Annotated in this window: 18 protein-coding genes; 8 read left to right on the top strand and 10 right to left on the bottom strand. The window is 36.9% G+C overall.

Features of this window, described 5'->3' with window-relative positions; genetic code table 11:
• Positions 1–111: 111 nt before the first annotated feature.
• The 5 genes from MP478_RS01810 to MP478_RS01790 all read right to left on the bottom strand — a co-directional run bounded on the left by MP478_RS01810 (position 112) and on the right by MP478_RS01790 (position 6,624).
• The gene (locus MP478_RS01810; protein WP_257199408.1) at positions 112–1,017 is read right to left on the bottom strand and encodes a hypothetical protein; all 906 of its coding nucleotides are present in this window, start codon (positions 1,015–1,017) and stop codon (positions 112–114) included.
• A 299-nt stretch (positions 1,018–1,316) separates the two neighbouring features.
• Positions 1,317–2,252 carry a hypothetical protein gene (locus MP478_RS01805; protein ID WP_257199407.1) on the bottom strand — a complete coding sequence of 312 codons (936 nt, stop codon included), beginning with the start codon at positions 2,250–2,252 and terminating at the stop codon, positions 1,317–1,319.
• A gap of 754 nt (positions 2,253–3,006) precedes the next feature.
• Complete coding sequence (locus MP478_RS01800; RefSeq protein ID WP_257199406.1) at positions 3,007–3,933, bottom strand: AraC family transcriptional regulator; 927 nt, start codon at positions 3,931–3,933, stop codon at positions 3,007–3,009.
• Between the two features lie 12 nt (positions 3,934–3,945).
• A complete protein-coding gene (locus MP478_RS01795) occupies positions 3,946–4,797 on the bottom strand; it encodes an NAD(P)H-binding protein (RefSeq protein WP_257189342.1) in 852 nt (283 codons plus the stop codon).
• Positions 4,798–5,055: 258 nt separating this feature from the next.
• The gene (locus MP478_RS01790) at positions 5,056–6,624 is read right to left on the bottom strand and encodes an AraC family transcriptional regulator (protein ID WP_257199405.1); all 1,569 of its coding nucleotides are present in this window, start codon (positions 6,622–6,624) and stop codon (positions 5,056–5,058) included.
• A 574-nt stretch (positions 6,625–7,198) separates the two neighbouring features.
• Here MP478_RS01790 and MP478_RS01785 point away from each other — a divergent pair.
• The 8 genes from MP478_RS01785 (at position 7,199) to MP478_RS01750 (ending at position 18,956) form a co-directional block, all read left to right on the top strand.
• Entirely contained in the window at positions 7,199–7,798 is a 600-nt protein-coding gene (locus MP478_RS01785) for a hypothetical protein (RefSeq protein ID WP_257199404.1), read from the top strand.
• A 375-nt stretch (positions 7,799–8,173) separates the two neighbouring features.
• Positions 8,174–8,698 (top strand): hypothetical protein, encoded by a 525-nt coding sequence (locus MP478_RS01780; protein ID WP_257199403.1) that lies wholly within the window; start codon positions 8,174–8,176, stop codon positions 8,696–8,698.
• A gap of 224 nt (positions 8,699–8,922) precedes the next feature.
• On the top strand, positions 8,923–15,213 hold the full coding sequence (locus MP478_RS01775) for a hypothetical protein (RefSeq protein ID WP_257199402.1): 6,291 nt from the start codon (positions 8,923–8,925) through the stop codon (positions 15,211–15,213).
• 216 nt (positions 15,214–15,429) lie between these two features.
• Positions 15,430–15,906, top strand: coding sequence for a transposase (locus MP478_RS01770; RefSeq protein ID WP_257189347.1), 477 nt, complete (start codon positions 15,430–15,432; stop codon positions 15,904–15,906).
• The gene (locus tag MP478_RS01765; RefSeq protein ID WP_257189348.1) at positions 15,884–16,210 is read left to right on the top strand and encodes a helix-turn-helix domain-containing protein; all 327 of its coding nucleotides are present in this window, start codon (positions 15,884–15,886) and stop codon (positions 16,208–16,210) included. Before MP478_RS01770 ends, MP478_RS01765 begins: the two co-directional genes overlap by 23 nt.
• A 317-nt stretch (positions 16,211–16,527) precedes the next feature.
• Entirely contained in the window at positions 16,528–17,118 is a 591-nt protein-coding gene (locus MP478_RS01760) for a TetR/AcrR family transcriptional regulator (RefSeq protein ID WP_257199401.1), read from the top strand.
• A 69-nt stretch (positions 17,119–17,187) separates the two neighbouring features.
• Positions 17,188–17,955 (top strand): SDR family oxidoreductase, encoded by a 768-nt coding sequence (locus MP478_RS01755; protein ID WP_257199400.1) that lies wholly within the window; start codon positions 17,188–17,190, stop codon positions 17,953–17,955.
• 2 nt (positions 17,956–17,957) lie between these two features.
• Complete coding sequence (locus MP478_RS01750; RefSeq protein WP_257199399.1) at positions 17,958–18,956, top strand: NADP-dependent oxidoreductase; 999 nt, start codon at positions 17,958–17,960, stop codon at positions 18,954–18,956.
• 265 nt (positions 18,957–19,221) lie between these two features.
• On the opposite strand, the gene MP478_RS01745 is transcribed toward MP478_RS01750, so the two are convergent.
• The 5 genes from MP478_RS01745 to MP478_RS01725 all read right to left on the bottom strand — a co-directional run bounded on the left by MP478_RS01745 (position 19,222) and on the right by MP478_RS01725 (position 23,061).
• The gene (locus MP478_RS01745; RefSeq protein ID WP_257199398.1) at positions 19,222–19,545 is read right to left on the bottom strand and encodes a helix-turn-helix domain-containing protein; all 324 of its coding nucleotides are present in this window, start codon (positions 19,543–19,545) and stop codon (positions 19,222–19,224) included.
• Between the two features lie 66 nt (positions 19,546–19,611).
• A complete protein-coding gene (locus MP478_RS01740) occupies positions 19,612–20,031 on the bottom strand; it encodes a transposase (protein WP_257199397.1) in 420 nt (139 codons plus the stop codon).
• Positions 20,032–20,157: 126 nt separating this feature from the next.
• A complete protein-coding gene (locus MP478_RS01735; RefSeq protein WP_257199396.1) occupies positions 20,158–21,159 on the bottom strand; it encodes a hypothetical protein in 1,002 nt (333 codons plus the stop codon).
• Between the two features lie 36 nt (positions 21,160–21,195).
• Positions 21,196–21,939, bottom strand: a complete 744-nt coding sequence (locus MP478_RS01730; RefSeq protein WP_230035917.1) for a hypothetical protein — start codon at positions 21,937–21,939, stop codon at positions 21,196–21,198.
• Between the two features lie 366 nt (positions 21,940–22,305).
• Positions 22,306–23,061, bottom strand: coding sequence for an SDR family oxidoreductase (locus MP478_RS01725; protein WP_257189355.1), 756 nt, complete (start codon positions 23,059–23,061; stop codon positions 22,306–22,308).
• Between the last annotated feature and the right edge of the window lie 429 nt (positions 23,062–23,490).

The raw sequence follows: 23,490 nt of genomic DNA, 5'->3' as shown, positions 1-23,490 counted from the left end.
TCTATTTGTACTCTATCTTTATATACAAAGATAAAGGCTGGAACGTTTTACCAGCCTTTATTCTGCCAACTTATATTTTAGCAAATATATAATACCGTATTTTCAGAACTGTTATCTAGTTATACTTAGCGCCCCTCCAGCAAGTGGAAATGAACCGACACCTTCCACAATATAAAAATGAGTACGATATTTTACAACCCAAACATCAAAGCCTTCTCTCTGAACAGATTGCCTTGGATCTAGATTATATGAAGGATTGGTAGGTGCAGTAGGATTTGTATCCGTATCATTAGCAATAGCAGTTGCCAATACAGCACCACTTTGACTTACAAGATTTGGCGCATATAAAAAAGGCTGCGCATTATCCAAATTCCATGCTCTGGGTTCCCATATTGCCCCCGACACTATATAATTATTATCTTTAAAAGGTATAGTAAAATCTATTCTAAATACGGAGGGATGTAATCTTTTAACTCTGGCAATATTTACAGCACCCGGTAATATTGTAGCCGCTCCTCCATTTGCCCCTACTCCAGTACCTGTTGTTGCATAATGTTCAAAATTAACTTGTGAATATCCGGTAAGGCTTCCACCACCGCCTACATGCGAGAACAGCCTCCATTCGGAACCGTTCCAAAAGTAATATCCAGCTGGCAAGCTTGCGCCATTATTATACACTAGAAGTCCAGCAGGCTGATTAGAAACATTATTGTCTCCATCAGCATTCAGATCAAAGGTAAGATTTTGCAGATTGACTCTTGGTACAAGGATACCTTTATCATTAGCGACTACATCCAATTTAGCATAAGTATCCGGATTTGTGGTCCCTATACCTACATTTCCATTAGAGGTGACAACAAAGTCATTGAGCTGCTGGGCACCTGAAGGAATACCCAATGCAGGATTATCTTTTGAACCATCTACATGAAAAGTTCCCAGAGGGTTTGATGTATTCACACCCACTTGCCCAAAAACTAAAGTACCGAGGAAAATCATAAATAAACTATTTTTTTTCATTTCAAATATATTAAATGATTAATATTTTTATTAAACTGTTGCCCATAAAAACTATTCTCCCGCTGGAGTAGCTGGGGAACCGCTTCCCCAGCATAACATTTATTATGAAGACATTTGTGTTATTTTATTCTTAGAAATTCGTCTTATACTATCCAAATCTGCGAAGTTCAATTAAGGCTGCAATATTAAAAAACATGTCTTGAAGAATGGTAAAAATTCGCCTTTCACATCTACTTGTTGGGGTACTTATTCTTACTCACTCTTCGCTGTGGAGCCTAAATACTACAAAACTTAAAAAGCTAGAAAGAATTTATCATATATAAATTCAGGTCAGCTTCAGATGGTAAATTAAATTTTTTACGTATCCTGTATTTCTTATTTTCCACAGCTCTTATCGTTGAATTGGTTGCAATAGCTATTTCTTTGGTACTTAAGTTTAATTTTAACAGTGCACAAATCTCCAGCTCTGACGAAATAAGATTGGGACAAACCTCTAAAATTGTTTTAAAATAATCCGGAAATTCTGATTTAAAATAAGTTATAAAAAGAGAATTTTTAGTCATAGCTAGCTCATACAACTCGCCTGAGAAATTTATTCTATCAGTTTCTTTTATAAAATCATTCAACCTCTCTTTTTCGATATAATATTTTATAATCATTTTCTCTTTTCTGTGGATAAGATACATACCGACAAAAGTGCAAAAGGATATCTCCAATGCTTTATATACTCTTATGTACCATTGCTTAATTAGTGGTAAATTCTCATGAAGAGAGGAAAACAGAGAATAATCTGTAATAATATTAATCAGAAAGAATACAATATAGCTGCCGACAAGCAAAAAGATAATAAACTTATCTTTGTCATAATCAAAAAAAAATGCTATAGCTATTGTAAGCGAGATATATGACAAATAGTTCATAGAACCTTTTCCACTTACTATATCACAATAAAAAATTACGAATCCTAAAAAAAAGAACAGTAGCATGAGTAAATACCTGTTAAATCTTATTTTATTCGGCCACAATAATGTACTCAGCATACAAATGCTCATCACAAAGAATATAGCTGCATACAAAAGACTGTCAAGAAAAAATAAATTAAGTACAACATTACAGCCTAGGATGAATACAAGAACAATGGTATAAATGTCAAAATAAAGGCTTTTCTCATATTCTATCTCGTCCTTTGTTAGTTTCTTTTTCTCATTTATATAAAATGAAATAAATCTTAACATTAAATTATTTTGTAAAATTATAAAGTCTACTTACCCGGCATATGTACCACTCTTTATGGTTTTTCTAGATTGTAGCCCGTGGGTTAGTATTATATTGTGTTTCGAGCTCCATATAGTTTTTTTACTTCACACGGCTCACTACATTCATTAAATTGATATCACCTGTATAGTTGGCCAATTGTGTATTACTGTATTTATGATCCCTGAAAATTTAATATATACAAACTACAATCACTAATCTTTATTTGTACCAAAATAGATTTCTATCTGCCATCACAATATTATATGTTTCATTTAAGATTATCAAAATAGATATGAGATAATTTCGGAATGTATTACAATGTTCACCCATAACATTTGTATACTATATATTTCTAAATCCTTTTTAGGCCACCACATCTATTTAACTATATTTCAATCAATTAACAACATGATCAATGTAATTAATTCCGAAAAAACATCAATATTTTCATAGGATAATAATCGTAAAATAATGCTTGATTTGTAGCCTTCAAGAAAGAGCCTGTTTTTTGAATTTGAGAATAAGACCTGAAAAGATTGTAAGAGAGCATGCCATAAACAAATACATTGGAAAGTATCATTGATCTACTTGAATATTTGACTGTTGCCGTTAACAGTGAGAGGTTATCTAAAAATAGACAACCTCTTTTAAAAGCCGGCCTTTACAAGAGAAATTTACCTTTTCGGCAAGCATCTTTACTATTTCTGTTTGCAGAAACACTGATTTTACTTTTCAGTTAAACGATTGTCTGAATTTTAAAGGAGAAACGTTTGCCTTGGCCTTGAAAAATTTACTGAATGATTGTACATGTTCAAACCCCAATTCATAGGCTATCTCGCTCATGGAGAGGTCAGTGGTAGATATTCTTTCTTTGGCCCTTTCCATTAGCTTGTTGTGGATGTGTTGCTGTGTATTTTGTCCGGTAAGTGTTCTGAGTAAGCTGCCTAAATAACCTGGCGAAACGTTCAATTTTTCGGCAACGTATTGAACTGTCGGCAAACCTTCTGAAATCAGATCCTCATTCTTAAAGTAGCCTGTCAACAATTTTTCAAGACGTTCTAATAGCTGATGATTGGCCTTTTCTCTTGTAATGAACTGGCGGTTGTAAAAACGTTCAGAATAATTGAGCAGTGCTTCAACGTGGGAAATGATAATCCGTTTGCTAAACTTGTCAATATTGGCACCGTACTCTTGCCTGATATTTTCTATGATCCCATTGAGTGTTATTTCTTCCTTCTCTGATAACAGCAACGCTTCGTTTACTGAATAATCAAAAAAATCATACTGTTTTATGCTCTTTGCAAGTGGCGTATTCCAAATAAAATCAGGATGAATGAGCAAAATCCAGCCTGAAGATTCTGGAGCATCTTCTTTCTCACTGATTTCAATATTGAGAATCTGATCCGGTGACATGAAGAACAATACACCGTTGTCTTCAAAATCGTAATGCAGCTGCCCATATCTATACTTTACACCGGCCATCCTTTTCAACGCAATAAAATAAAAATCAAACACAGCATTCATAGTGCTTTGACCGGGTAATCCGATAAAATCATCTTTTGTTACTATACTGATCAGCGGATGTTCAGGTTTGGATAAACCCCGTAACCGATGAAATTCGCTGATTGATTTTATTCTGACTGGTTTTGTATCTTCCATATACAAAGGTAGTTATTGTTCATTGTATGCTTTTGCAAATTCCTCAGCAAAAGCTTTCAATTTCGTTTTTCCCAGTTCGGGTCTGTTTTTTAAATAATTCTCAAATGTTTTTCCGCTGTGTGTCTCGGCCTGCATTCTTACGAAATCATGGGCAAGCTGTTGTGGAAATCCAGATTGAATTAAGCCGTTTAACAGCTGCTCTTCCGGTAGTGCTATCCATTTCAGATCAGGTTTGCCAATAGCTTCGCCTAAAATTTTTGCGGCTTCATCACAGCTCAACTCTTCGCTCGCCACATAACGGACTTTTTTTCCCTGAAAAGGTGCAGTCAGTTCTTCAAAAGCCACCCCGGCAATATCATTGGGTGAAACAAATGCAATTTTATCATCTCCACCATAGCCGGACATCAGCGCACCATGTTCTTTTATGGTTTGGATATCATTGTAAAAATTGGTGTAAAAAAAGCCGGGACGTAGCTCGGTGACCGTTCTGTCTGATAGCTGATTAAGCAGCAGAGAATCACTCGTATCAGCCGCCCAACCGGTTAGAAATACAACTTTTTCAATTCCATTTTGCCTGATTGCTTGTACATAGTTGGTTTCAATTCTTTTAAAATAGGCTGCTTGGTCTTCTTCCATAAAATTGAAAGGGATCATACAATACACAGCATCTGCCCCTGCAAAGGCTGCTGTTAGAAAATTGATGTCTTCCAGTGACCCGATTGTCGCTTTGGCACCAATGGATTCAATTTCCTTTTGTTTGTCGGCTTTGCTGCTAATAACGGTTACCGAATGGCCTTCTGCAATCAATGCTGTTGCAAGTGGCTTGCTGATATTGCCCAATGAGCCTGTTAAAACGATATTCATATACTTTCATTTTTGTTTATACAAAGGTGCAACACTGTCCAAAAACGGATGTAGCCAAAACGACTGTTTTTTAAGTCAAAATGAAAAGTCTTTGCAAGGAGTCAATTTTTTTTTGGCTGATGGACCCAAGTGACTTTTCTTTCTACCGTTTTTATCAGTCAGCTCTTCTTTGCAATCGAATCCTTTGTCGTAAGAGTTTTATTACCGTTCCGGAATGGGCGATATATCGTAAAAGCTAAATTGTAAACAGGCTAAATATTATGCAGAAGCCTTCAACTGCTCCACAAAGTAAGAAGGGGTAAAACCTGTTTGCTGTTTAAAAGCATTGACAAAGACCTTTGGTGTAATATAGCCGCATTCCTCCGCCAAATAGGTTATTTTATATTCCCTGTAGATTGGATTTTCATAAAGCTTCTTAATGATATAGTTGATGCGAAGCTCGTTAATATAACTTGTGAAGTTATGGTTCTTATAGATTTTTATCACTTCTGAAAGATATTTTGGATTGGTAGAAAGGTTATTGGCCATCCAGGTAAGACTCAAATCCTTCCGGAGATATTTCTTTGAAGCCTCAAATTTTTCAAGCTTAAGAAGTAATACCTTTATCGTTTCATCTGTAATCGTGATCGAGGATTTTATTCCATTGCTTTTGTTATTCTTTTCTGAGGTTGATTCTATTGTACTGATCCCGGTTTCATGGTGTATTTTAGCAATCAGATCTTCATATTTTTTATGAATGATCTTATGGCTTCTTCTACGGTGGATCATCATTCCTCCGGTAATAAGGATAAGAACAGAAGAAGAAATAACAGCAATTCTCTGTATCTTTTTCTCGCCATTGATTTTAGTTTCTGAAATCATTTTTTTGACAGGAGCTTCCACGGCTTGCTTTTCTGCGGAATTAATACTGTCATTCAATTTTGAAAAAAGATCGAGATATTTTTGTGAGCGTGAATGATCACCAATTCCCAGATAAGATTTTGCCAATACCATATATCCTACTCTCCGGTTATAGGGCATACTGTTGGACTTCTCCAAAGCCAGCATATTTTCTCCATATCCTATTGCTTTCCTGTAGTCTTTTTTCATCTGGTAAAATTCCTGAAGAGCCTGATATAAATCTATTTTTGTATCCGGATTTATTTTGCCTTTAACTACATCAAACTGTTTTAAAGCTTCCATAAAATAGAATTCAGAAAGCTTTACATTCCTTCCTTTATTTTTAGAATCCCTGAAGTGAATCCCCAGGTTCATATTTACTGATATCAACATATCAACCTTTTTCTCTAAAGGAACATCTTTACTATTATCACTTATTTTGAAAACCTCTTCCCTGCTTTTTTCCAGATAATACAAAACCTTTTTATCTGACTGTCCCTGATAATACGGAGCCAAATTATAATAAACCAAAGAAGTCTGATAATATCTCTGGTCTGTTTCAGCAATCAGTTTTGCATATTTCAGAGCTGCTTCATATTCTTTTAGGCTCTCATCATATATCCCAAGATTTTCATATAATATTGCTCTTTTATTGCATAAAGTAGATAATGTTTTATAGTCTTTCTGGCTAACTGCCAAATTTTTTGCTCTGTTTGATATTTCCAAAGCCTTTTTATAGTCATAAGCTTCGGAATAAATCAACATTATATTCTTTGTTGCATTTAGTTCTCCTTTTTCACATCCTACTGACTTGGCGATATCATTAGCCTTTTGAAGCAATCTGAGGGCTTCTTTACTTTTTCCGGTGCTGTTAAGAGAAATTGCCTGATCTATTAACTGATCTATATTTTTATTTTCAGGACATAAAATTGTTTCCGCATTTGCCATGGAGAAAAAAAGAAAAAACAACAAAGAGATAAAAATAGTGTATAATCTTTGAAAAAACTGGTTACTGCCTTTCCAGACAAGGCAGGATATTCGCAAAGATAATTTTTCAGACATAATATTATATTTTATAATGAGTTCGTATTTTTCATAATCCTGACCGTCAGCAACGGGATCTCCTTTGTTTTAAATCTATGAATTCTCTTAGATGTATTTCAGTTTCTCAATAATGATATCTCATGGATTCAGCACCTATCTGTTTTACATTTTTTGTGAGAATGCCTATAAAAAAATAAATAGATCCCCTTCATTAATTCCATGAAATTAATTCTTTCATATTGTTAATTACATTGATAATAATTATCATTTTAGCAAATTTAATGAAATATATATCCAAAAAATTCAAATACCTAGTTGGGATTTTTTTAAACTCTATATAAATAAGACAATAAAACACAACATACTGATTATCAATATAGAAAAATTGTAAAACAGATTAAACAGCACATGAAACTTTCTGAATTATTCCCGTATTAAGCTTGTGCAGACATTGTGGTAGCCATAATATTGCATCAAAATGACAACCGATTCTGAAAATAACATGATGAACCAGCTCTTCTCTCTGCATTCAATTGGAGGGGGAAGATTTTTCTTATTCATCTTGTTAATACTCAACTTTCAGATCGTACAGGCTGTTCATAAGGATAGTGAAGATTATTCATCAGATGCTCCTTCCTCATCCGATATTCTATTTATATCAGAGGGTACTGTAGTTTCAGGTAAGGAACAAGTATATATTGATCAACCGGCAAAAGAGAAGGTAAAGAAGAAGTACAAAAGAAAAAGTGTATCCATATCCGGCAAAAAAAAGCAAAATAAAGAGGAAAACCTTTCTCAACCTGTTAAAAGCAGCAATAAAACCATATTAAGTTTCATCAGAGATACCCAATCAGAGAAATCTTTAATAGCTGGTTCTGACAATGAAAAGCAAATCATAAGGCCTAGTCAACACATCATGAAGTTCCATTTATTGGGGTCTGAAAACAGCATGATTCTCCAAATCTATCTCTTAGATCGTTTTCTGAAAACAATCTATAGAAACCATGGCCTTTCAAATGTAAGGTTTCTAAAAAACTTTAACCGGCCTCCACCACTCCTATATATGGCTATCATGTAACAAATCACGAGATAGCCTTTTATTCAACGAAAATTTCCACATGATTCATCCATTATTTGCCGGCTCATCCGATGCGAACAGGTAAGGCCATTTCTTATTATCAATAAAAACGTAATCAAAAAAAAACGTAATGCAATAGCCTGCATCATACTTTGTATTGTCAACCACAGATTGAAATCGGAAAAGAAGAAAAAAACTACCATATAGAACTTCATGGGTAAGACTTCAAATCGTAATAAATGGCAGAACAATAATCATTGATACCTACAGAACAGCAAGTACTTTAACAATAAACAACCACCATCCTGATACATCTTTTGGAAGGAAACCAATACCATGAAAGAAAACATTCCATTTATATAAACCTTAAAAATCATGAAAAAACAACTTCTGCCCATAGCAATTCTACTTGCTGTAACGGGTACTGTAAAGTCTCAGATTGCCATAGGAAAACCGACAGTAACCAATACTTCGGTGTCTCTGGAATTTGCAGATACAGAAAATCGGGGATTGATACTTCCCTATGTAGAAACGAAAACAGGAATTACAGACAACGGTACCATCATTTATGATACCACCGACTACAAAGTAAAATACCTGAAGGACTCCGGTATGTGGACTGATTTAAGCGTCGACAACACCGGAACAGCTAACATTTTGATCCAGACTAACAAAACGGAATCTACGACCGCAAAATCAGTCATCGGATCAGCAGCTGCCACAGACAGTACACCCGGAATATTGGTTTTATCCGATACCAACAAGGCGATGATATTACCCAAAGTGGCCAGTCCACACCTCAACATTATCGACCCTGCTCCCGGAATGATGGCTTATGACACTGTTAAACGACAACTTGCTGTATACAACGGCAAAGTCTGGACTTTCTGGAAACCTTAAATAATTAAAATATGGAAAAAATACACTTTTATTAATCCAATTTTTATAAATAGGGCTGCTTGTAATCAAGCAGGTATTAATAGCAAGTATTCAAAGACTATATTGGAAATCGATAAGAATTGCCGATTTCCCGTAATGCTTCAGTCGTAAAAGCCATAGTCCTATTTATAAAATATCACATTACAAAACACATCTGTCGGAAATCCGGCTAAAACTATTAAATCATGAAAAAACAAATCGTCTTTTTCTTCATATTCCTCATTATGGGTAATATGATGATTTTGGCACAAAGCTGCAACATCAATGCAGGAGCCAATACCGTCATTTGTGGCACATCTGCCAATCTATCGGGAAGTCCCGGAGGAAGCACACTTGGAAATCCATTATGGACCCTCGTATCCAAACCTTCCGGTGCACCAGACCCCGTTATCGTAACTCCTTCAGGTTACAATACCAATGTCACAGGAATGACCTCCCCTGGAAATTATGTATTCCAGATTGCACAAAACTGTACTACAGGAACGGCAGCTTCACAGGTAACCATTACGGCACCGGGAGCTGTGTCTACTTTCACTGCAGGACCTGACATCACGAATGTTTCTGCAAGTACCGGCACTGCAACCTTAAATGCAGTAATACCGGCAGGATATACGGCTTCGTGGACGTATTACAACATCTATAATAATGAATATTATGGTCAGAACACCACCACGAATGCCACCATGTCTAATGCGACAACGGCAAGTCCTACCCTGACCCTTATAAAGAAAGCTAATCATGACATTGATCCGGCTTATCGTGCGGTATTAAGGATAACATCTGTCAACAATCCGAACTGCTGGTATGAAGATGACGCCATCGTGAGGTTTATTCCCAATCCACAAATCAGTCTTCCGGCAACCCACAACAGATGCTATTCATCAACAGAAACCAACCGGTATATCAGTTTGAGTGGAACCTCACCAATGTTTGCAAGCAATACGACGAATTCATCAGGAAACCCCGCATTTGGGACAACAGTTACCCTGAACGTCATCAGTCAGCCGGCAGGAGGAAATATTTCATTTTATCAAATAAGGAATAATTCGGTCTACTTCAATGGTGTAAGTGTTACAGGAAGCTATGTATTCACCATGACCATAACAAATGCAAACGGAACGTATACAACCCCTCAGATAACCTACAACTACAATGGAACAGATCCAAAGTTAGTCAGTTTTATTGATTCCTCATATCCTGAGCAGATGATGGTCTACTCCTCAGGTGGCAGTGGAGGTGCAGTATATTGCAATATGGCGGGGAAAACAACTCCTATCACATTTTATTTTAAGATTGATCCTTCAAATCAAGCATCCATAACCACTTCAGTCAGTAATTCAGGAATTACACCTCCTGGAGGGAATCCTACCCTGGTTTTGAACGGAGCGGGCACAATGAATAGAAATGTCATTGTAACACCTCCTTCCGGAGGATGGAGAGCTGGGACTTATGTTGTTGGACTATCTACAGGTGATGGCCTATGCAAGACCTCTCAGTCTTATTATATCCATATTTCAGATGGGAACCGTCCGAATGTGTCTGTACCCAATACTACAATATGCTATTCAGGATCAGGTGTTGTGACGGCAACGGTTCCTTTACCCGCTGTATATCAGGGAGCAGTCAACAGCAGCTATCTTCAGGGGTTTTCCGGCAGATATGATTTCACCCTGGTTTCCAAACCAGCCGGAGCTGCCAATCCTGTTTATGAAGCCGGTAATCTCAGAACATTTACCAATACCTCTACCACGATAAGTAACCTGGATAAGCAGGGAGAATATGTATTTAAGATAAAGGCCGTTCCTAGTGCAGGAGGAGTGGATTCAAGATTCCTTGATAAAGAATATGCCTGTTCAGGAACTTCTTTAGAAGGAACATTTTCAATATTCGTATCCGCACAGGTAGGTGCTAATGCAGGATCTGCTCAGACTTTGATAGGAGCAGCACAAACCTCTTTTAATGCGAATAATCCGGGAGTTGCTGCTACAGGAGCGTGGACACTGTTAACAAAACCTGTTGGGGCTACCGATCCGGTTATTGTAACACCATCGGCATACAATACCAATGTTACAGGATTTAATTCTCCGGGTACCTATACCTTCAGATGGACAGTGACTACAGGTACCTGTACCAGCGCGAGCGACTTGACGGTAAATGTTATAAATGCAGTTGCCGGAGGAGTTTCAGGAGCAGATTTCTGGGTAAAATCGGATGATGCAGGAGTTATTGCCACAGCATGGAAAGACCAGTCTGCCAATGCAGACAATATCCCTAATGTAGGAGGAATAACGCTGTCTCCTGCAGACAGGGCACACAACTTCCATCCTTATACGACGGGATATTCTGCTTCAAAATTCTTTTATAATACCAATAGTGTATTAAATACAACTAATAATTATTTGGACCCATCAATGAGAAGTTCGGTATCTGTTTTCTCGGCAGTAAGACCAACATCCACGAATGGGACGGGGCGTATTACAGGAATTGACGACGATGCGAATGCATCTGAACCAGGTATTTCTATCAATTCAGGTATACCGCATATATACAAATACTTTGGAAATGGCGGAGCTCAGGCAAATAGTAACACGATGAGTGCTGCTAATCCGTTTACCGCAAATAAAAGCTCAGTATTCTCTGCAATTCAAGATCAGGCACTTAATTCGGGAAGAGGAGAAAGAAGACTTGGGTTAGACGGAATCTACGAAGCTTTTAATTTGGACACTACAACAAATACCTTTAATGTTCTTGGAAAACACTTAAGAATAGGTCATGCTGGCTGGGATTCTCCAGGCGCTTTTCCTGGTGACATCATGGAAGTCCTGTGGTACAAAAGAGCACTTACACCTAACGAGCAATCAAGAGTAAACTCTTACCTTGCTGTAAAGAATGGTACTACATTAAACGAAAATTACCTTTCTACAACCAGCAGTATAGTATGGGACAGAACTAATAATGCAGGTTATAATAATAATATCTTCGGTATTGCAAGAGATAATATTACAGCATTGCATCAGAAACAGTCCGGAAGTACAAATATCGGACAGAAACTTGTAATTTCCACTACCGGATTTACTGATAGCAACAGTGCAAACGCAACAGGTTTAGCCAGCGATTTACAATTCCTGATGACAGGAGATAATGGTTTAAATCAAAGCCTTACAACACCATTGAGTTACACTGCTGGTTCTAACGGGGCAACTAACTACCGTTTTGAATCGATCTGGAAAGTACAAAACTCAGGAAGTGTGGGCACTGTAACGGTGGCATGGCCGAAAAGCATAAAAAATATGTATCTGGTACAATCTACGGATGCCGTTTTTGATGATACAGATACTTTTACGCCGATGGCTACAGAAGTGACTGTAAATGGTGTAGTGTACAACACAGCAAATGTAACTTTAACAAACGGGCAATTCTTCACATTTGCAGGTTTCGGAAATGCACCTGGAGGTGTAGTAACTGGTCTTTCTTATTGGTACAGAGCTGATAAAAATGTGGCAAATACCGGTGCAGCAACAGATGTAACTGGATGGACAGATGTATGGAACGGAACTACCGTTGGACAAATGGGAACCAATCTTTTACCTAAATATGTAGAAGGTACAACGAATTACTTCAACTTCAACCCAGGAATTAACTTTACATTAGATACCCAATCATTGGGTAATATCTCTGTGCAAACTCTAACCTCGCTTAATTATGATATTTTCACATTTACGAAAGAGGGAATGAGCGGTACAAGATTCTTCAACATAGGTAGAAATAATATTCCAAACAATGGAGATAACTGGGATTCTCCCGCCTTCGAACCGGGAGGAAGAATAGCGAGGCGAAACAATGCCGGTGGTGGTCCTGTTTATTGGGCTAATCCAGGGAATAATTATGTCACAGGAATACCAAGTATCGCCTACACTACTTTCACAGATATTAATCTTAAAAGAGGTGTTAATGGAAGCACATTGCTTGGTCCGGCTGGAAACCATACTGCTATCGGACTGGTAACGGGCGGTCATATATTTGGACGAAATTCAGGTACACTGACATTGGGCGACGATGCAGGCTTTACAGGACATATCGGGGAAACTATTGTATACGGCACCGGAACTCTTACGACAACGGAGCGTAGAAAAGTAGACTCTTACCTTGCCATCAAGTATGGTATTACGCTAGGGCAAGTAAATACAGACCATTATCTGGATGCTGATGCAGCTATTGTATGGAATGGTGTAACTAATCCAACACACAACAACAATATTTTTGGTGTAGCAAGAGAAGACATTGGTCTTTTTGAGCAAAAAGTATCAAAAAGTGTAAACAGCGGATCGATTCTTACCGTGGCAACTACCAATGATTTCGTAAATTCAAATCAGGATGCTGCACGTACAGGTTTTGCCCAGGATAAAACGTATTTACTATTAGGAGATAATAACAACACGACTCTTGTGCTAAACAGCATTACCGTAAACGGATATACGGGAGGTTCGCGTATCCAAAGACAATGGCTGGCACAGCCTACCAATGCTGTTGGTATGGTAAACTTCGGGGCAGATCTTACTTCTTATGGGGCAGGTTTTGAAAGTGGAGACTCTGTAAAAATGATAGTGGCAGATGATGCCTCATTTACAACGAATGTAGTGTATGTTAGCGGAACCTTTGATACAACCACTGGAAAATGGGCACACCCTTATACTTTTGCTTCAGGGCAAAACAAGTACATTACCTATATAACGGTGGACGAAACGTCTTGTACAACAGGCTGTAATGATAACACCTACCTTAATGCCACTGACCCAAATACCATAGAATACGATAACCTGATAGCAGGTGATGACAGTATTATAGCAAAAGGAAAAGATGGTGCATTTTATATATGGGGGTATAATACATCACCTAATGTATCTTCTACAAATTCTAACGTTGTATTAAACCTTCTTACACCAACGAAAATTGATCCAAGCACTTCACTCCCAACCACAGGATCGTCAGGAGTTGGGTTCAATTATACCGGTACACCGTTAAAAGCAGCAATAGCTAACGTATACCATTTATTGACGACTGATGGGCTTTATGTTTGGGGAAATGGTAATATGTATACGCTTAACACTATAGGTAACACTGCTATTACTTACAGAACTCCAAGTGGTTACAAATTTGGAAAGCTGACTGTTAATAATAAAGCAGATGGGCTGCCTCCGGGAGTTAGCCCAGACAATGTAAAAATGATGTTCGGAAATCAATTTTCATTAGCTATTGTAACTTGCAGCGGTGCAGCCTGGACCCTTAGCCAAGCTTCAGCATATTATGGAGATGGCGGCACTACTGAGAGTATAGCTAATAATTCAATATGGCACCGTGTAAAAACATCTTCATCTGAAACGCTTGACAATGTGGTTGCGGTGCGTGGCTCAGCTGGAGCTAAGTTCGCCTTAACTTCTGAAGGTAAGCTGTATACATGGGGACGTGGTACTTATATTGGCGATGGTACTGACAATGCTATTACCGGAACAAATAGAGCTTTTGCAACAGAAGTTGTTGTTCCTGCCGGGGTAACTCCCAAAATGATCGGGATGACTGAGGACGCAGGATTTAGTAATCATGCTTATTTTCTCTTGGCTACTAATGGAAAGCTTTATGCTATGGGGCATAATGGTGAGGGAATATTGGGTGACGGCACAAATACTTCGCGCAACACATGGCAAGAGGTAACGGCTGCTTCCGGCAGTAATACATTGGGTGGAAATATCGCTTGGATTTCACCAAGTGAACATGGTGTTGATACATTTCCAACAATGAATGTATTGACCAGCGATAAAAAACAATGGGGCTGGGGAAGTAATTATAGCTATAAACTAGGTCAGTCCAACACTACCGGGCAATATTATACTCCTATCTATATGCCGGGTAATACCACCAATACAGACGGAATGGGTCTGAATGATGAAATGATTGCTGTAGAAACAGGGGGTAAATTTACAATAAACTATAAAAAGAGTTCCCCATATTTTGGTTTTGTAGGATTAAGTTCATACGGTACTATAGGAAACGGTACTACTGGTATTCCTTATTTCCAAAAATACACCTACAATACAGGTCTTGTAGATATGTGTGGTTTGCTTTCATCAGCTGTCTGCTACAAACCAGGCATTATAGCCGGAACAGCATTAAATACCAAGGTGGGAATTACTTCTCTTGGAAGAGCCGGAGCTGAAAGTACAGACAATTGGCCTATGGTAAGAAAAGGTGGCTGGTTGGCTCTGGAAGCAAAAACAAAAGGTTTTGTTCCGAACAGGGTTAAGTTCAATGCATCCAATCAACCTGTTGCTGCTGACGGAGTAACTCCTGTCATTACAGCTCCGGTAGAAGGTATGATGGTATACGATACCACCAACAAATGCATGAAGATTTATACTCTTAAAGAAGGTGATGCATCCATGGCCTGGCACTGCATCTCAACACAGACTTGCCCTGATTAACAAGAAGCAAGTTTATCATTGATAGCTCCTTAGCTCCGGGAAGTAGGTACGGAACAGAGCTAAGGCTATCAATTTTAAATCAATTGATTACAAGATCCAATAAGATGAACTGGATTGTGACACACTATCAACAATATTTTGAATGTAAGGCATTTATGGATCAATATCATCCAACCATTGAAATGTCCTTCTCTCTTTTTAAAAGAAATACTGCTTATGAATTCAAATTTTAGAAATATTCATATTGGAAACTTCATACATCTACGGGTTAAAGAAAACAATATTGACATACCTCGTATCTGCAACTTTATGAAATGTACAGAAATTGAAATCAACGAAATGTACATGCAGGAAGATCTATCCACTAATATTTTATTGAGATGGAGCAAACTGCTTGAATATGACTTCTTCAGGCTATATTCCCAACATCTGATCCTCTATGCCCCACCTTCTGCTTCAATCCGGGAATCCAATGTTTCAAAACTTCCCCGTTTCAGGAAGAATATTTATACCCAGGAAATGATAGACTTTATTTTGGAACTCATAGAGAAGCAAGAAAAAACCAAGCGCCAGATTACGGATGAATACGGGATCCCTTATACCACTTTATGCAAGTGGATAGCGAAACATAATAACACAATAAATAACAGCATCAAATCAGAAACCAGAAATGAAAAAGCAGAATCAACCTAATTATAAACTGATCTATTCAGACATTATTGAACAAAAATTTCCTCATAAGAAAGCAGAATGCGAAAAATTATTAGAAAAAAAAATGCTTTCCGCCTTAGATATCCTGGAACTGAATAACAGAATATTTGGCACCAAAGACCAAGATTTAAAAAAAATGAATCAAAAACTCCGTTCGTACAATGAATCAGACATTTTACGTATCCTTGATTACCAAAAAAATCATAGGATAAATAACCTTCAGGTAGCCAAACATTTTGGATTGAGCAGAAATACAATGACCAAATGGCGAAGGATTTATCAATAACAAACGAATCATAAAACGTTTCATTAGATATATTGAAATCAATGAGGCTGTCTAAAAAGGTCAGCCTCTTTTAAATTTTGTCAATTTCACCTGTACCTTACGAAAGTACAATTAACATTATTTCTCCTGTGTTGCAGCAAACAGTTTATGTTGGGATATGATTCTAAATGATTGACAGAGATCCTTTATAATAATATTGCCTGCTTCAGTTGTACTTTTAAAAATTTAACTTCAGAAGTTAAAATACGGAAAGTATATTCACGAATATTAATAACTTAATATACTTTTTAGTATATTTGCTTCGTAATTCAATATCAATGTTGACCAAAGCTGAAAAAACAAAACAATTTATCCTGGAAACAGCTCTACCTCTTTACAACAAAAAGGGTATCTCGGGAGTGAATATTGATGATGTATTAGAAGAAACAAAACTAACCAAAGGCTGTCTCTATGGTCATTTCGAAAATAAAGATGACCTTACTGCACAGGTGGTTGAATTAATGCTGAAAAAGGTTTCCGATAAAATACATTTGGCAGTTTCAAATGCGAAAACGGCTAAAGCGAAAATTTCCGCATTCCTGGATTTTTACAAAGATCCTATAAATACTTATATTTCGGGTGGGTGCCCTATCTTCAATACAGCGGTAGAAGCAGATGACAATTTTCCGGCTATTAAACAAAAGATAGCAACATTAATCAGGCTTGGACAAGAGGAACTCAGTTCTATTTTAAGAGAAGGAATTGACAACGGTGAGTATTCTTCCAGGCTCGATCCTGTTGTTTTTGCATTTAAATTGGTAGCTTCTGTAGAAGGCGGTATTGTGATGTGCCGAACGATGGATACGATGAAGCCTATGCAATCACTGATCAAAAATCTAAAAGCAGAATTAGAGCAATATGCTTTATAATTTTTTTTACTTAAAAATAGACCAAAAAGTATATTTTAGAACAAATTTAATAACATAAAAAACTTAGGAATGAACTTAAAAGGAAAAACCATCCTGATTACCGGAGGCGCATCAGGTATCGGATTTGAAGCAGCCAAAAAATTTTTAGCTATTGGCGCTAAAGTGATCATTACCGGGAGAAATCAGGCAAAGCTCGATGCTGCCAAAAAAGAACTCCCATCCATCATTACCATACAAAGTGATGCCGGAAAAGAAGCTGATGCCCAGGCTCTTTTAAATACTGTAAAAGTATTAGGAGGAATTGACATCTTGTACAATAATGCGGGGGTTCTGGTTCCACCCTTGAACCTGGGTATCCCCAATGCTAAGCATCTTGAAGGTGCGGCTTACGAAATGGAAGTAAATTATCTTGGTGTCATTAGGCTTAATAATATATTTCTGGATATGCTTACATCCAGAAATGAGGCTGCAATCATTAATACTACATCCATCTTAAGTATGACGCCTTCGTTGATTGAGGCAACTTACTCTTCCTCTAAAACAGCATTGGCCTTTTATACGGTATCACTTCGTGAACATTTAAGGATTATTGGCAGCAAGGTGAAAATTTTTGAACTGATCCCTCCCCTTGTAGCCACCGAAATGACTGCAGATAGGAATGATAAAAAAATAAGCTCCCAAGAGATGGTCAAGGGACTGATCAATGGCTTGTCAAAAGATCACTATACAATTCGCGTGGGTGATTCAAAAATCTTTAATTTTATCAATAGATTTTTTCCGAGAATTGCATTTAATATCATTAATCCAAAACAGAGTCATCAACTTTTAAAAAATTGAAAATGAAAGCATACATTATAAACAAATACACGAAAGACGGTCTTCAGTTTGCAGATGTTCCGATGCCAAGAGCCGGTGACAATGATGTTTTGGTAGAGGTTCATTCAGCGAGTTTAAATCTTCTGGATTCTAAAATTAAAAAAGGAGAATTTAAACTGTTGCTGCCATACAAATTCCCATTGATATTGGGTCATGATGTTGCAGGAATAGTTACACAGGTTGGAAAGAATGTAGGTAAATTTAAAGTTGGTGATGAGGTCTACTCAAGGGTTCGGGATTTCCGTATCGGAACTTTCGCAGAATATATTGCCATCAACGAAAGTGATGTGGCACTTAAACCAAAAAACCTAACGATGGAGGAATCTGCCTCTATTCCATTAGTAGCACTCACTGCGTGGCAGGCATTAGTTGAAAATGCAAATTTAAAGAAAGGACAGAAAGTATTCATCCAGGCAGGATCAGGTGGTGTGGGAACTATAGCAATTCAACTGGCAAAACATTTAGGAGTTACTGTTGCCACTACCGCTAGTACAAAAAGTTTCGAACTATTGAAAAGCTTAGGAGCAGATGTTGTGATTGATTACAAAACGCAGGATTTTGAAACGATGCTTAAAGATTACGATGTTGTTCTCAATAGCCAGGATAATAAAACATTAGAAAAATCAATCAATATATTGAAACCAGGCGGTCAGGTCATTTCTATCTCGGGTCCGCCAACGCCAGGGTTTGCAAACGAAATAGGATTGCCCTGGTATTTGAAGATTGTATTGTCATTACTCAGTTTAGGGATCAGAAAAAAAGCAAAAAAACAGAATGTCGGTTTCTTTTTTCTCTTTATGAAAGCAAATGGGAGCCAGCTTGACAAAATAACCAACCTAATTGAAGCTGATGTCATCAAACCTGTGATTGACAAGATCTATACTTTTGAACAGACCCCTGAAGCTTTGAAATATGTTGAAAGTGGACGCGCGAAAGGAAAGGTTGTGATCAAAGTAAAGTGAATTTAGCCGGAAAAAGGAAAAATCAACTTAAAGTCTCCTTATAATTGAAACCGGCAAGTCGGATGTCAATTTTTAAAAAAATCAAAGATCTTTTGCTTACGTGTATTTTTTATTTTTTCAATCAGTTTAAACAGGCGTTATTCCAAAACATCAAAAAACCGTCTTAATAAGACGGTTCTTCCTAAAATAATTAAAACTTGAATCTGAATATATTCATATATCTTGACTGAGAAATTTCAGTAAAATTAAAGCTTTATCTGCTCTACTATATACAAAACATCTTTTTCCATCTCATTACAGAATTACGGCTCAGATAGAAATGACGGGCCAGTTGACTATTATTGAATTTGTGTTTTTTTTGGTAATCCAGCATTTCTAAAATATCTGATTTGCTGTATGACCGGTGTTTCTGGCTGCGTCTCACCCTGGAGATATCTCTACCAAATATTTTCTTATTCAGGGTTATAATATCCAGTGCAGACAAGATTTCTTTTTGCAGTAGACTTTGACATTCTTCATATTTATGAGGAAATTTTTTCACAAGAATATCTGTATATATTTTATTATAATCAGGAAATTTTTTTTTCATCAATTATCGTGTTTATGATCCATATTTTTCAGTTATGGGCAGACAGTACTTTTGGAAGAGTACATTTTATCCTTTATATTTTTCTATCCATTTATAAAGAGTAGATTTAGGAATACGGTATTCTTCTATGATCTGGCTTTTACTTTTTTCTCCGGTATGCACCAATTCCATAATAAAATCTATTATTTCCCTTGTATAAATGCTTTTTCGGAAGCTGGGAAGCATTGATTTTTCTTTTTTATCAATTCCTGAGGGTGGTGAATACAATATTAAATGTTGAGAATAAACTCTAAAAAAGTCATACTCTAAAAGTTTGCACCATTTAAGCAGAGTATCCGTAGAAAGATCTTTTTGCTCAAGCATTTTTTTTACCTCTTCTTCTGTACAATTAAAAAAATTACAGATACGAAGTGTTTTTACAGATACTTCCTCTATTCTCTGATGGATGAGTTTACCGATGTGTATATCTTTAAAGTGTGTATTCATTTTTTCTGTCGGGTAATACAGTCTGGAGCAAAATAACCGGAATCATAGCAATAGACTGGAATTTTGAATGTAAAGCGATATCCCTATGTACCAGCCATCAGGAATTGAACAGGGAATGGACTGAAATTATAGATTCAGCTTATCCAATGCATATGCTATAAGATTGTGAAGATATTTCTCCTGATCAGTATCTATTATCATTCCTGAAACACTTGAATTTCTGAAAACACCCTCGTCCCAGAGAAATATAGCTCTCCCACCAGTTCCTGTTATCCAAATTCCTGCTTTATCTGAGGTGGAAGACTCATGTCTTGCCAATAGCTGTGCCCCGGAAGGCAGCTGTGTGTTGGATACTAAGGCACCGGTTTGTGCCCCTGTGATAAGAACAGCATTGGAGACGCTTCCAAAAACACCAGTAGTGCCTGCTGTACCGGATATTGGATAGGAATTATAAGAAGATGCTGCTCCTACGGTTCCTGTTCCCCCGAATCCCTGCAGAGCCGGTGTATTTCGTATGTTTTCAAGCAGAACAATCGCCACACCACCCAGATTCACAAAGTCTTTAATTTTAGCAACATTGGCCGGACTTAAATCTTCATTATATTTTACTCCTATGCAGAAAACATCTACAACCATTTTCAGCTGAGTACCGGTAAGAATATCCAACTCTTCTGTTTGAAATTGTTGAAAATCAATACCTCCAACCTTATTATATATACCTGCGGGGCCGTAGTTTACCAGACTCTTCAGTTGGGAATTAAATGCAGGAAAGCCAGTTCCTCCCAATGCATAGAGGTTTCCATCCCACAAACCAGCCCAATACCCTATTGTTACTCTTTTTTTGGGAGGTTGAGGTATAATATTGGGATTCCAGTCTGCATATCCCAGTACGCCATTAGCATCTGCCACTACCATTTTTGTTGCTATAAATGTTTGGTTTTTGGTGTCCGATTTTGTCCCGTCCGGTTTTGTAAAAATGGCATTTGGACTGTTATGTTTAGGCAGTTCCCTTACCCGTTCAATACCGTTAACATCAAGAGTTTCCGTAGGATTGGGAGTACTAATACCTACCTGAGACAGAAACATTGCAGAGGTAAAACCTGCTATTAAAAATAATCCTTTTTTCATTTGTTTATATTTTAAAAATCAATTGTATTAGGGAGATTAGGCTTTACGGGTCACTGAGATAAATATTTTCTTTTCACCACTTACTTCCATACACCACCATTTGAATTCATACCATCTGTAGGTATTACTATCTATCTGTACCTGGAGATTGGTGGTTTCCACTTCGGCTGCATTAGTAGCCCAAAACACTATATTATTGGCATCAATCTGCAGATAGCTTCCTGCCAGCAGATTATTATTAAGTGAAGTTTCGTTCTCATTTACCTGGGTGGCAAATGATTGATAGCTTACAAGTTTGGGACTGTCTGATATGTTATAAATCCGTGGATCATAATATGTTGAATTGACCCCTTGCAGGTTCATTTCCAAACCGTCAATAGAAGGTAAGGCGGGAAGGCTGTTTGCTGTTATATAGGTTTTTAAATTAAAAGTACTTGCCTGTGCTGTAGTTACAGGTACAGAATATATCCTTGTAATGGCTTCTCCTATAGGCAGAACCCCACCATCATTTATTTTAGGAAGTCCTTCAAGATATCCCAAAACACCGTTTACGTCCGCAACTAAAGTTTTTGTTGCAGTAAAATTCTGATTTTTAGTTTCTGATCTTGTCCCGTCGGGCTTTGTAAAAATAGCATTGCTGGTATTATGCTTGGGAAGCTCTCTTATCCTTTCAATACCGTTAACGTCAAGTACTTCTGTAGATACAGCAGTTTTAATACCTACTTGTGACCAAAGTGAGGAACAGGCCGAAACGGCCATTAGTAATAATCCTTTTTTCATTATGTTTTATTTTTGAATTGTGAAAGCCGGTAATGAGGGCATTACTAAACGGCTAAAATTCTTTGCAATAATAGGAAGATGATGATTAGAAAAATAATGGTAGGTGTTATGAATTACGAAATTCTCGTGTGCTTTTTAAAGATATAAACTAGTATTTTACAAAAAATACATACTAATAATCAACTTGTTACAAAATACAGCATTCTTTCAAGGATTATTGTAATGGTGTTATATTATTAATGATGTTCTGCTAATCCGCGTTCACCATAATTTCATCATTCGGGTTTTAAAATAAAAAAAATGGATAACGGATTTTATTTAAAATCACAATTATCCATATAAGTAATACTGATTAATTAATCAAAATTATCTTGTAGTATATCCTCCGTTGGCAAAAATAGTCTGCCCGGTGATCCACCATCCGTCAGTGACTAAAAATTCTACCAAAGGTGCAATGTCTTTAATATCGGTCAATCCGCCTAATGCCGCTGCTGATTTATGGTAAGCTACAGCATCAGTACTTTCCTGTCCGTAGAAGAAAGGAGTATCCATAGGACCTGGCGCTACTGCAGTTACAGAAATTCCTCTGTCACCAAATTCTTTAGAAGCTGCCCTTGTGAAATGCTCCACCGGTGCTTTGGCACCCGCATACGTTGAATACAGTCCCGTATATGCAGCTAACAAAGAGGTCACAATGGTACAGATTTTACCATGATCGTTCACTTTTTTACCTGCTTCTTGCAAAAAGAAATAAGCTGATTTTGAATTGACTCCGAACATAGCGTCATATTCAGTTTCGGTAGTTTCAATAAATGGTTTTTTCAATACCATACCAACCGTATTAATTGCAATATCAATACCCCCGTAAGTTTTTATAGCTTCATCAAAAAACTTTGTGATATTTTCTATTTTAGTAAGATCCCCCTGAAATAGAAACGCTTCAGCTCCTAAGGCCTTCACTTCAGCTAAGGTTTTTTCGCTTTCTGCTTTTGAACTTTCACTGTTATAGTGGATAGCGAGCTTAGCTCCTTTTTTGGCAAAATCTCTGCTTAATAACCCCCCAAGGTTTTTTCCACCTCCTGCTATAAGCACTACCTTTCCTTTTAAATCATTGTGTGTCATAATCTTATTTTTAAGTTAAGTTTTATTTATATCTATAATAACTGATGAATATTCCTTCAGCTATAACAGAAAATTTACATTTTGATTGAGCACCAAGACATCTTTAAAACATCTTATCGATTTGTTACCTGGTCATAAGCTTTTGGTGAGATTGACATTATGAACATAAAGCAATATTATAAAACCCAAAAAAAGCTTACAACAAATTGATGATAGGATATCTGAATTTCTCTTCATATTTTCTAAAGAAATCCATGTGATATCGTAAATAAATAAAAATAATTCTATCTGAATTTCTCATAAAACAATCTTATAATAAGCTGTTTATAATGATAAAAATAAACAACACCTTGGAATAATGCCTTTTTTACTCAATTTTATATTGATAGTTTTAGCTCAGTTTTATCTGGCCAGAATAAGGTTAAACTA

Source organism: Chryseobacterium sp. WG14, assembly GCF_024586945.1.
Taxonomy (GTDB): Bacteria; Bacteroidota; Bacteroidia; order Flavobacteriales; family Weeksellaceae; genus Chryseobacterium.
This window is presented reverse-complemented; position numbering and strand designations above follow the sequence as displayed.